This is a genomic window from Streptomyces sp. NPDC004561, assembly GCF_053602155.1.
The window spans coordinates 1-12,017 of record NZ_JBSGDB010000273.1; the positions used below are offsets into that span (position 1 = coordinate 1).

Genomic DNA, 12,017 nt, shown 5'->3' on the forward strand with positions numbered 1-12,017 from the left:
GGCGGCTGGCCGCCGTCGAAGCCGGCCGCGATCACGGTGACCCGGACCTCGTCGCCGAGGGCGTCGTCGATGACCGCGCCGAAGATGATGTTGGCCTCGGGGTGGGCGGCCTCGCTGACCAGCTGGGCTGCCTCGTTGATCTCGAACAGGCCGAGGTCGGAGCCGCCCGAGATGGAGAGCAGCACGCCCCGGGCGCCGTCGATGGACGCCTCCAGCAGCGGCGAGGAGATCGCCATCTCGGCCGCGGCCACCGCGCGGTCGTCGCCGCGGGCCGAGCCGATGCCCATCAGTGCCGAACCGGCCTCGGACATGACCGACTTCACGTCGGCGAAGTCCAGGTTGATCAGACCGGGGGTGGTGATGAGGTCGGTGATGCCCTGGACACCGGAGAGCAGGACCTGGTCGGCGGACTTGAAGGCGTCCAGGACCGAGACCTGGCGGTCCGAGATGGACAGCAGCCGGTCGTTGGGAATGACGATGAGGGTGTCGACCTCTTCGCGCAGCTCGGCGATGCCGTCCTCGGCCTGGTTCGCGCGGCGCCGTCCCTCGAAGGTGAACGGGCGCGTGACCACGCCGATGGTGAGGGCGCCCAGCGAGCGGGCGATGTTGGCCACGACGGGCGCGCCGCCGGTGCCGGTGCCGCCGCCTTCACCGGCCGTCACGAAGACCATGTCGGCCCCCTTGAGGACCTCCTCGATCTCCTCGCGGTGATCCTCGGCGGCCTTGCGGCCGACGGCCGGGTTGGCTCCGGCGCCGAGTCCGCGGGTGAGTTCACGGCCGACGTCGAGCTTGACGTCGGCGTCGCTCATCAACAGCGCCTGCGCGTCGGTGTTGATGGCGATGAACTCGACGCCCTTGAGACCGACCTCGATCATCCGGTTGATGGCATTGACACCACCGCCGCCGACACCGATGACCTTGATGACTGCGAGGTAGTTCTGCGGTGCTGCCACGTCGAAGGCCTCTCGCCTCGAATTACGTTGCCGTCGACGTGCGGTCCGCGCGTTGACGGCAGATGCCGAATGGGACGGTCCGTAGCGCCGACCCGAACCCTAACCCTGAAGTTTAGGGTTACCAGTGTGTCTGTTCTCTGGAGTCTTCCGAACAGGACACTAAGTCGACAAGTGGCGCCCGTTCAACGAACACGCCGAACCTCCCGTTTTTCTTTTCACCCTATGTGATCAGCCATAGCAGCGCCCAACCAGGGTGCTGGCCTGCGCTGATGTGCGTCAACTCCCCGATGACGCAGGGGCGGTGGGGACACTCACGTCGAAGTGCCGCGCGCCGGAAGCTGCTTTCATGAGAGCTGCGAGGGCTCGTGCCTTGGCGCGGCCGTTCTCGCCGCTGCCCCATGCGACCGTGCGGCCGTCGCCCAACTCCAGTGAGATGTCGTCGAAGGAGCGGACACGGACGGTCCGGGTGAGCCTCGCGACGGAGTCCGGCACGTCGCCGGCGACCCGGACCGCCTCGCGCACCAGCCGCTGGGTGCCGAAGCGGCGATAGCTCGCCGCCCCCGAAGCCTTCCGGGACACGGACATCTCCAGCAGGGGAACGGCTTTCGGCGCCTGCGAAACCGTGGCGAACCGGACACCTTCGCCGTCGACTTCGATGAAGTTCCCGCCCTTGCGGACGAGGAGTACCGGGGTCCGCTCGGTCACCTTCAGCCCGATTCCATGGGGCCAGGCGCGGACCACGTCGACGGTGTCGATCCGGGGCAGTTTCCGCCGAAGCCGGGCTTCGACGGCGTCCGTGTCGATGGAGATCATCGGCGCCCCGACCGGCACGGCGGCCGCGTCCCGCACCTCGGCGGGGGTCAGCACACGCGTGCCGGACACGGAGACGTGCCCGACGCGCAGCCACGAGGAGCCGTACAACACCCAGACGGAACCGGCCCCGAGGAGTACGACGGCCACGGCCAGGATGACGATCGTACGAAGTCGCAGTCTTCGGAGCCCGCGGACGAGCGGCGGGCCGGACGACTCCTGCTGGCGTTCACCGCGTTCGGCGGTCGTCGGTCCGGCCACGCTCACTGCCCTTTCGTCATATGGTCCTAACGGCGCGAGGCGATCGCCTCGTACACCATGCCGACGAGCAGCTCGTCGGCGTCCCGGCGGCCGAACTCGCTTGCCGACCGGGACATCTCGTACAGCCGGTGCGGGTCGGCGAGCACGGGCAGGACGTTCTGCTGCACCCACTCGGGCGTCAGTTCCGCGTCGTCGACCAGGAGCCCACCGCCGGCCTTGACCACCGGCTGGGCGTTGAGCCGCTGTTCGCCGTTGCCGATGGGCAGCGGGACATAGGCGGCCGGGAGCCCGACGGCGGAGAGTTCGGCGACGGTCATCGCGCCCGCGCGGCAGAGCATCATGTCGGCCGCGGCGTACGCGAGGTCCATCCGGTCCAGGTAACTTACCGGGATGTAGGGGGGCATCCCCGGCATCTGGTGCACCTGCGGCAGTTCGTTCTTCGGACCGACCGCGTGCAGGATCTGGATGCCGGCCTGCTGCAGCCACGGGGCGACCTGCTGGACCACCTCGTTCAGCCGCCGGGCGCCCTGGGAGCCGCCGGACACGAGCAGCGTGGGCAGGTTGGGATCGAGGCCGAAGCGGGCGCGGCCCTCCGGGCGGGCGGCCGCGCGGTCCAGGGTGGCGATCGAGCGGCGCAGCGGGATGCCGATGTAGCGCGCGTCGCGCAGCTTGCTGTCCGGGGTGGACACGGCGACCCGGGCGGCGTACCGCGAGCCGATCTTGTTGGCCAGGCCGGGGCGGGCGTTGGCCTCGTGGATCACGATCGGCACGCCGAGCCGCTTGGCGGCCAGGTAGCCGGGCAGGGCGACATAGCCGCCGAAGCCGACCACGACGTCCGCCTTGGTGCGCTCCAGGATCTGCTCGGCGGCCTTGATGGTGCCGCGCAGCCGGCCCGGGACGGTGATCAGCTCAGGGGTGGGCTTGCGCGGCAGCGGCACCGCCGGGATCAGCGCGAGCTCGTAGCCGCGCTCCGGGACGAGCCGGGTCTCCAGGCCGCGCTCCGTGCCCAGGGCCGTGATTCCCACGGTCGGGTCCTGCCTGCGCAGGGCGTCCGCGAGGGCGAGCGCGGGCTCGATGTGGCCGGCGGTCCCCCCACCGGCGAGTACGACATGCACCGAAATTCACCGCTCTCCGGACGAACGCGCCGCAGAGGCACGCCGTCGCATCGTGTTCCATCTCCGAGGCCCCCGCTCGGCACCGGAGCCTCCCGCCCGCTTTCTACCAAAGCGAGGTTGCCGCATGGCAAGGGCCGCCCGCGCAGCGGGATCGTCTCGCGCGAACGCGATCATCAGCCCGATGGCGAACATGGTCGGCAGCAGGGCGGACCCTCCGTAGGAGAACAGCGGGAGGGGGACACCGGCGATCGGCAGCAGGCCGAGCACCGCACCCATGTTGATCACCGCCTGGGCGATGATCCAGGTGGTCACACCTCCCGCGGCGTACCTCACGAAGGGGTCCTCCGTGCGTCCGGCCACGCGGATACCCGCATAGCCTAGAGCCGCGAACAGGGCGAGCACCGACAGCGTCCCCGCCAGACCCAGCTCCTCACCGGTGACCGCGAAGATGAAGTCGGTGTGGGCTTCGGGAAGTTGGCCCCATTTTTCCACACTCGCGCCGAGGCCGGATCCGAAGATTCCGCCGGAGGCGAGGGCGTAGATGCCGTGCACGCCCTGCCAGCACATGTCATTGGGGCCGGGATCGGTCGCCGCGATGCAGTTGAGCCGGGCCAGCCGGTGCGGGCTGGTCTCGATGGCGATGGCGCCGAGGACCACGGCGACGCCCAGCACCCCGGAGAACAGCCTGGTCGGCGCCCCGGCGAGCCACAGCAGCCCGAACAGGATCGCGGTCAGGATGATCGTCGTACCCATGTCGCCGCCTAGCATGATCAGCCCGAGCAGCAGGAAGGCGACCGGCACCAGGGGCACCAGCATGTGCTTCCACTGGGTCAGCAGCCGCTTCTCCTGCTTGCGGGCGATCAGGTCCGCGCCCCACAGCACCAGGGCGAGCTTGCCGAACTCGCTGGGCTGGATCTGGAAGGAGCCGCCGAGGGAGATCCAGTTCTGGTTGCCGTTGACCGCCATCCCTATCCCGGGGATCTGCACCAGGATCATCAGGAAGACGGCGCCGGCGAGGATCGGGTAGGCCAGCGCCCGGTGCAGCTTCACCGGCATGCGGGAGGCCGCGAACAGCAGGGCGCCGCCGATGAGCGCGGCCAGGAATTGCTTGCGGAAGAAGTACGACCCGGGCAGGGACAGCTGCAACGCGGTGATCTGGGAGGCCGAGTAGACCATCACCAGGCCCAGCACGATGATCAGCAGGCTGCCGCCGGCGATCAGGTAGTAGGCGGTCAGCGGCCGGTCCCAGGCCTTCCTCGCGCGCCTGAGGAACCGCTGTACGGGGTTCTCGCGCGCCGGCCGGGACAGGGCGGGACGCCGGGACGCCCGCTGCACGGGCGGCTTACCGGTACGGCTACTGGGCATCGGCGCCTCCACTGAACGTCGGCCGTCCCACGCGTCCCTCCCAGGATCCGCCCGGCGGGCGGCCGGGGTCAGGCGCGGAGTTCGCGGACCGCCGCCGCGAACGCGTCACCGCGCTGGTTGTAGTTGGTGAACATGTCCATGGAAGCGCAGGCCGGGGCAAGGAGCACCGTGTCGCCGGCGACCGCGAGCCGCTTCGCCTCCGTCACCGCCTGGAGCATCGCCCCAGTGTCGGTCCGGTCGAGGTCGACCACCGGTACTTCCGGGGCGTGTCGCGCGAGGGCCTCGCGGATCAGTGCCCGGTCGGCGCCGATCAGGACGGCACCGCGAAGCCGCTTCGCCGACTTGGCGACCAGCTCGTCGAAGGTCGCGCCCTTCGCCAGACCGCCCGCAATCCATACAATCGACTCATATGACGCCAATGAGGCTTCGGCGGCATGGGTGTTGGTCGCCTTGGAGTCGTCCACGTACGCCACGCCGTCGATGTCGGCGACGTGCGCGATGCGGTGGGCGTCCGGGCGGAAGGCCCTGAGGCCGTCGCGCACGGCGCCGGCGGGCACCCCGAAGGCGCGCGCGAGGGCCGCCGCGGCAAGGGCGTTGGCGATGTTGTGCGGGGCCGGCGGGTTGACGTCGGAGACCTCGGCCAGCTCCTGCGCGTTCTTGTGCCGGTTCTCCACGAAGGCGCGGTCGACCAGGATGCCGTCCACCACACCGAGTTGGGAGGGCCCGGGGGTGCCGAGGGTGAACCCGATCGCCCGGCAGCCCTCCTCGACGTCGGCCCCGCGCACCAGTTCCTCGGTGAGCTTGTCGGCCATGTTGTAGACGCAGGCGACCTTGTTGCCCTCGTAGATGCGGCCCTTGTCGGCGGCGTAGGCCTCCATCGAGCCGTGCCAGTCGAGGTGGTCGGGCGCGAGGTTGAGGACCGCGGCGGAGTGCGCCCGCAGGGAGGGCGCCCAGTGCAGCTGGTAGCTGGACAGCTCCACGGCGAGGACGTCGTACGGCTCGTCGCCGAGGACGGCGTCCAGCAGGGAGACGCCGATGTTGCCGACGGCGGCCGTGCGCAGGCCCGCCTCCTTCAGGATGGAGGCGAGCATCTGCACGGTCGTGGTCTTGCCGTTGGTGCCCGTCACGGCCAGCCAGGGGGCCGCGTCCGGGCCCCTGAGGCGCCAGGCCAGCTCGACATCGCCCCAGACGGGCACGCCCGCCTCGGCCGCGGCCAGGAACAGCGGCTTGTCGGGCTTCCAGCCGGGCGCGGTGACGATCAGCTCGGTGCCCTCGGGCAGGGTCGCACCGTCGCCGAGGCGCACGGTGACGCCCAGCGTCCGGAGTTCGGCGGCCTGCTCACGCGCGCGCTCGTCGTCGCCGTCGTTGACGACCGTGACGATCGCCCCGCGCGCGTGCAGCACCTTCGCCGCCGGGACGCCGGAGACGCCGAGCCCGGCGACGGTGACGTGCTTGCCCTGGAACTCAGAGGACCCTGAAGGCACCGAGGAGGTCACTTTTCCGCTGCCCATCCCGCATAGAAGAGGCCAAGTCCGACAATCACACAGATTCCCTGGATGATCCAGAAGCGGACCACCACAAGGACCTCGGACCAGCCCTTGAGTTCGAAGTGGTGCTGGAGTGGCGCCATACGGAAGACGCGCTTTCCGGTGAGCCGGAAAGAGCCGACCTGGATGACGACCGACATGGTGATGAGGACGAACAGGCCGCCCATGATGGCCACCAGCAGCTCCGTGCGGGAGAGGATGGCCAGGCCCGTGAGGACACCGCCGAGGGCGAGCGAGCCGGTGTCGCCCATGAAGATCTTCGCCGGCGAGGTGTTCCACCACAGGAAGCCCAGGCAGGCGCCCATCAGCGCGGAGGCGACCACGGCGAGGTCGAGCGGGTCGCGCACCTCGTAGCAGGCGGCCGGGTTGGTCAGCGTCTGCGCGTTGGCGCAGGACTCCTGGTACTGCCAGACGCCGATGAAGGTGTAGGCGCCGAAGACGAGCACGGAGGCGCCGGTGGCCAGGCCGTCCAGGCCGTCGGTGAGGTTCACGCCGTTCGACATCGCGAGGATCATGAACAGCGCCCAGATCACGAACAGCACCGGGCCGATCGACCAGCCGAAGTCCGTGATGAAGGACAGCTTGGTGGAGGCCGGGGTGTTGCCGCGCGCGTCGGCGAACATCAGCGACAGCACGGCGAAGGCGATGCCGACGATCAGCTGGCCGGCCATCTTCGCCTTGGCCCGCAGGCCCAGCGAACGCCGCTTGACGATCTTGATGTAGTCGTCCAGGAAGCCGACCAGACCCATGCCGACCATCAGGCCGAGCACCAGCACACCGGAGAACGTCGGCGGCTTGCCGGTGATCACCTTGCTGAGGAAGTACGCGGCGACCGTCGCCAGGATGAATGCGATACCGCCCATGGTGGGCGTACCGCGCTTGCTGGCGTGCTCGCGCGGGCCGTCGTCACGGATGTACTGGCCGTAACCCTTGCGGGCCAGCAGCTTGATCAGCAGCGGGGTGCCGACCAGCGTCAGGAAGAGGCCGATGACTCCCGAGAACAGGATCTGGTTCATCATCGGGCGGCGACCTCACCCTCGGCACCGCTCTCGAGCAGCGCCTGGGCCACGCTCTCCAGCCCCACCGAACGAGACGCCTTCACGAGTACGACGTCCCCCGGGCGCAACTCGCTGCGCAACAGGTCGATCGCCGCCTGTGCGTCGGACACGTGCACCGACTCCTCACCCCACGAACCCTCGTTATATGCGCCCAGTTGCAGCCAGGAGGCCTCAATCCCCCCGACGGCGACGAGCTTGCTGACGTTGAGCCGGACGGCGAGCCGTCCGACGGCGTCGTGCTCGGCGAGCGCCTCGTCCCCCAGCTCGGCCATCTTGCCGAGCACCGCCCACGTGCGGCGTCCCTTGCCCATGGCCGCGAGCGCCCTGAGAGCGGCCCGCGTGGACTCGGGGTTGGCGTTGTAGGCGTCGTTGACGATGGTCACGCCGTCCGGGCGCTCGGTGACCTCCATGCGCCAGCGGGAGAGGGAGCCCGCCTCGGAGAGCGCGGTGGCGATCTCTTCCGCGGACATGCCCAGCTCATGGGCGACGGCGGCCGCGGCGAGCGCGTTCGACACGTGGTGCTCACCGTACAGGCGCATGGTCACATCGCATGCACCGGAGGGTGTGTGAAGCCTGAAGGAGGGCTGTCCGCTGTCCGTGAGTCGCACGTTCTCGGCGCGTACGTCCGCTTCGGCCGACTCTCCGAAAAGGACCACCTTCGCCTTGGTACGGGAGGCCATGGCCCGCACCAGCGGGTCGTCGGCGTTGAGGACGGCCGCGCCGTCCTCCGGCAGGGCCTCCACCAGTTCGCCCTTGGCCTGGGCGATCTGCTCGCGGCCGCCGAACTCCCCGATGTGCGCGGTGCCGACGTTGAGCACCAGGCCGATCCGGGGCGGGGTGAGGCCGGCGAGGTAGCGGATGTGACCGATGCCGCGGGCGCCCATCTCCAGCACGAGGAACTTCGTCTCCTCGGTGGCGGACAGGGCGGTCAGCGGCAGCCCGATCTCGTTGTTGAACGAGCCGGGCGTGAACACGGTCGGCGCCTTGCGCCCGAGCACCTGGGCGATCAGGTCCTTGGTGCTGGTCTTGCCCGCCGAGCCGGTCAGGGCGACGAGGGTCGCGCCGAGCCGGCGTACGACGTGCCGGGCGAGGGCGCCGAGAGCGGTCTGCACGTCCTCGACGACGATCGCGGGCACACCGACGGGGCGCGACGCCAGTACGGCGACCGCACCCGCCTCCACAACGGCCCGGGCGTAGTCGTGGCCGTCCACGCGCTCGCCGACGAAGGCGGCGAACAGGCTGCCGGGCACCACCTCCCGGGAGTCCCGGACGACCGGTCCGGTGACCTGCGCGGACGGATCCGGTATGTCGTGCGTCTGCCCGCCGACGACTGCTGCGATCTCGGCGAGGGAGAGGGCGATCACAAGTTCATCCCTGGGTCTTCTGGATAGCTTCGCGAAGCACCTGGCGGTCGTCGAAGGGACGGACCACTCCGGCGATGTCCTGGCCCTGCTCGTGGCCCTTGCCCGCGACCAGCACGGTGTCGCCGGCCTGGGCACGGCCCACGGCGGCAGCGATCGCGGCGGCCCGGTCCTCGAAGAGGAGCACCTCTCCGCGCTCGTGCGCGGGCACGGAGGCCGCGCCCTGGAGCATGGTCGCGAGGATCGCGAGCGGGTCCTCGGAGCGGGGGTTGTCGGAAGTCAGCACGGCCGTGTCGGAGAGCCGGGCCGCGGCGGCGCCCATCGGGGCGCGCTTGGTCTGGTCGCGGTCGCCGCCGCAGCCCAGGACGATGTGCAGCCGGCCCTTGGTGACCTTGCGCAGCGCCTTGAGCACCGACTCGACCGCGTCGGTCTTGTGGGCGTAGTCCACGACGGCGAGGTACGGCTGCCCCGCGTCGACGCGCTCCAGGCGGCCGGGCACGCCGGGTACGGCCGCGATGCCGTCGGCGGCGGTCTGCGGGTCCAGGCCGGCCGCGGCGAGGGCGACGATCGCGGCGAGGGTGTTCGCCACGTTGAACGGGCCCGGGAGCGGCGACTTGGCGTGGACGCGCTCGCCGTTCGGGCCGACGACGGTGAACGTCGAGTCCATCGGGCCGACCTCGACCCGCTCGGCGCGCCAGTCGGCGTCGGGGTGGCCCTCGGCGGAGAAGGTGACGACCGGGACGGTCGCCTCCCGGGCCAGCCGGCGGCCGTACTCGTCATCGGTGTTGACGACGCCGAGTCTGCTGCGCCGGGGCGTGAACAGCTGTGCCTTGGCCCGGAAGTAGTCCTCCATGTCGGAGTGGAACTCCATGTGCTCCGGGCTGAGGTTGGTGAACACGGCGATGTCGAAGACGCAGCCGTCGACCCGGCCGAGGACCAGGGCGTGGCTGGAGACCTCCATGGCGACCGCCTCCACGCCGCGTTCGCGCATGACGGCGAACAGGGCCTGCAGGTCGGTGGCCTCCGGGGTGGTGCGCTCGGACTTGATGCGCTCGTCGCCGATGCGCATCTCGACCGTGCCGATCAGGCCGGTGGCGCGCGCGGTCCTCAGGCCGCCCTCGACGAGGTAGGCGGTGGTGGTCTTGCCGGAGGTGCCGGTGATGCCGATCTGGAGCAGGTCCCGGCCCGGGTGTCCGTAGATGCGGGCCGCCAGTTCGCCCAGCCGCGCGCGCGGGTCGTCCACGACCAGGACCGGCAGTCCGGTCGCGGCGGCGCGCTCGGCACCCGTCGGGTCGGTGAGCACGGCGGCGGCGCCGAGGCCGGCGGCCTGGGTGACGAAGTCGGCGCCGTGCAGGCGGGCGCCCGGAAGGGCGACGTACAGGTCGCCGGGGCGGACGGCGCGCGAGTCGTGGGTGATCCCCGTGACCTCGGCGGCCGCGTCGGGGGCGGCGGCACCCAGCTGATCGGCCAGCTCCGCGAGGGGTGCGGCGGAGACCTGAACCGGTCGCGGCGGTCCCGGATATGTCACGGAAGCGCCCTTCTGGGTGGTTTGGGACTGATCAGCGTGTGGCACGGCGGTGAGCGTACCGGGCGCACCCGCTCCGGAGCGAAGTGAGGGGTTCTCGTCCTCGTGGTTCCCGGCGTCGGGGGTGATCGTTGTCACGGGCTCGTTCCTGGTGTTTCCGAGGTGCTGATCAGGGCTTGTAGTCGACGGGCAGGTTGGCGGCCGGCGCCCCGGTCGGCGGGACCTGGAGGGTCTTCAGGGCGAACTCCATCACCTGCTTGTAGATCGGACCGCAGATCTGGCCGCCGTAGTAGCTGCCCGAGGTGGCGTTCTGGATGGCGCAGTAGACGGTGATCCGGGGGTTGTCGGCGGGCGCGAAACCGGCGAACGACGACGTGTAGCCGCGGTACTTGCCGGTGGCCGGATCCACGCGGTTGGCCGTGCCGGTCTTGCCGGCGACGTTGTAGCCGGGGATGCGCGCCTTGATGCCGGTGCCCTGCTCGTCGTCCACGACGGACTCCAGCATCTGGGCGAGGGTGCCGGCGGTCTTCTGGCTGACCACCCGCGTTTCCCTGGGCTTCTGGGCGGGCGTGAAGCGCCCGTCGGCGCCCTTGGTGCCGCGCACCAGGGTCGGCTCGATCCGCATGCCGCCGTTGGCGATGGTCGAGTACACGGAGGCCGCCTGCATCGCGCTGAGGGAGAAACCCTGGCCGAAAGGAATCGTGTACTGCTGCGAGGTGGACCACTTCTGGTACGGCGCGAGAATGCCCCGGGTCTCGCCGGGGAAGCCGAGCCCGGTGTAGCTGCCGATGCCGAACTTGCGCAGGTACGAGTAGAGGACTTGGTTGGCCTCCGGCTGCGTCCTGCCGAGCTGGCCGGCGGCGAGGATGGTCCCGATGTTGCTGGACTTGGCGAGGACGCCGTTCAGCGTGAGGTACCAGGTGGCGTGGTCGACGTCGTCGGAGAAGAGCCGGTCGCCGCGGTGCAGCCGGTTGGGTACGACGACGTGGGTGAGCGGGGTCGCCGCGTTCTGCTCCAGGACGGCGGCCATCGACATGACCTTGGCGGTCGAGCCGGGCTCGAAGGCGTCCTGGACGGCCGCGTTGCCCATGGCCTCGGCGTCCGCCTTCGACAGGTCGTTGGGGTCGAAGCCGGGCGAGTCGGCCATGGCCAGGATCTGGCCGGTGCGGGTGTCCTGGACGACGACGTAACCGCGGTCGGCCCTGGACTTCTTCACCTGCTCGGTGATCGCGTTCTGTGCCGCCCACTGGATGTCGCGGTCGATGGTCAGCTCGACGTCGGAGCCGGGCACGGCGGGTGTCTCGGTGGACCCCGCGGTGGGGACCTCGCGCCCACCGGACTGGGCGTAGCGGATCCTGCCGTCCTTGCCGCTCAGCTGCTTGTTCAGCTCCTGCTCGATGCCGCCGCCGCCCTGGCCGTCGGCGTTGACCCAGCCCAGTATCCCGGCGGCGAGGTCGCCGTTGGGGTACACGCGCTGGCTGCTGGGGTCCGCGAAGACCCCGGCCAGCACGTTGACGGTGCGGGGGTCCGTCCCGGCCTTCTTCGCGAGCGTGCTCCTCAGGTCCTTGATCTGCTTCCAGACCTGCGGGGTCTGCCGGGTGGCGAGCCGGGCGTAGCGGGAGTTCTTGTTGCCGGGCCGCAGCTTCTTCACGAGCGCGGCCTGGTCCTGGCCGAGGATCGGCGCGAGCAGCGCGGCGGCCTGCTCCGGTCCGTCGCCGATCTTCAGCTGCTTGGCGCTGAACATCGTCGGGTCGGCCGTGATGTCGTAGGCGTCCTCGCTGATGGCGAGGGCCACGCCGTTGCGGTCGGTGATCCCGCCGCGCTCGGCGGTCAGCGTGTGGGCGACGTACCGGTTCTGTTCGGCCCGCGCGGCGTACGCGCCGGCGTCCACGGCCTGCACCTGGAGCAGCCGCACGACGAAGGCGAACAGCACCAGCGTGAGGGCGAGGCTGACCATGCGCAGCCGGGGCCGGGGGCGGCCGAGCCGGAGGCGCTGGGCCGCCGGCCGGGCCCCGCTCGGGC

At 70.6% G+C, this 12,017-nt stretch carries 9 protein-coding genes; all 9 read right to left on the minus strand.

Annotation, left to right across the window (positions count from 1 at the left end; translation table 11 throughout):
• On the minus strand, positions 1–953 hold a 953-nt coding region (gene ftsZ, locus ACWEN3_RS29265; RefSeq protein WP_452976696.1), incomplete at its 3' end, for a cell division protein FtsZ.
• Between the two features lie 276 nt (positions 954–1,229).
• Positions 1,230–2,024 (minus strand): cell division protein FtsQ/DivIB, encoded by a 795-nt coding sequence (locus ACWEN3_RS29270; RefSeq protein ID WP_452976698.1) that lies wholly within the window; start codon positions 2,022–2,024, stop codon positions 1,230–1,232.
• A gap of 26 nt (positions 2,025–2,050) precedes the next feature.
• On the minus strand, positions 2,051–3,139 hold the full coding sequence (gene murG / locus ACWEN3_RS29275; protein ID WP_452976700.1) for an undecaprenyldiphospho-muramoylpentapeptide beta-N-acetylglucosaminyltransferase: 1,089 nt from the start codon (positions 3,137–3,139) through the stop codon (positions 2,051–2,053).
• Between the two features lie 6 nt (positions 3,140–3,145).
• The gene (gene ftsW / locus ACWEN3_RS29280) at positions 3,146–4,504 is read right to left on the minus strand and encodes a putative lipid II flippase FtsW (protein WP_452976702.1); all 1,359 of its coding nucleotides are present in this window, start codon (positions 4,502–4,504) and stop codon (positions 3,146–3,148) included.
• A 68-nt stretch (positions 4,505–4,572) separates the two neighbouring features.
• Complete coding sequence (murD, locus tag ACWEN3_RS29285) at positions 4,573–6,015, minus strand: UDP-N-acetylmuramoyl-L-alanine--D-glutamate ligase (RefSeq protein ID WP_452976704.1); 1,443 nt, start codon at positions 6,013–6,015, stop codon at positions 4,573–4,575.
• The gene (mraY, locus tag ACWEN3_RS29290; RefSeq protein WP_452976706.1) at positions 5,997–7,070 is read right to left on the minus strand and encodes a phospho-N-acetylmuramoyl-pentapeptide-transferase; all 1,074 of its coding nucleotides are present in this window, start codon (positions 7,068–7,070) and stop codon (positions 5,997–5,999) included. The genes murD and mraY overlap by 19 nt, the downstream gene beginning before the upstream one ends.
• Positions 7,067–8,473: a UDP-N-acetylmuramoyl-tripeptide--D-alanyl-D-alanine ligase gene (locus ACWEN3_RS29295; protein WP_452976708.1), complete on the minus strand. Its 1,407-nt coding sequence runs from the start codon at positions 8,471–8,473 to the stop codon at positions 7,067–7,069. The genes mraY and ACWEN3_RS29295 overlap by 4 nt, the downstream gene beginning before the upstream one ends.
• Before the next feature lie 4 nt (positions 8,474–8,477).
• The gene (locus tag ACWEN3_RS29300) at positions 8,478–9,998 is read right to left on the minus strand and encodes a UDP-N-acetylmuramoyl-L-alanyl-D-glutamate--2,6-diaminopimelate ligase (protein WP_452976710.1); all 1,521 of its coding nucleotides are present in this window, start codon (positions 9,996–9,998) and stop codon (positions 8,478–8,480) included.
• Between the two features lie 166 nt (positions 9,999–10,164).
• A partial coding sequence (locus ACWEN3_RS29305; RefSeq protein ID WP_452976712.1) for a peptidoglycan D,D-transpeptidase FtsI family protein occupies positions 10,165–12,017 on the minus strand: 1,853 nt, incomplete at its 5' end.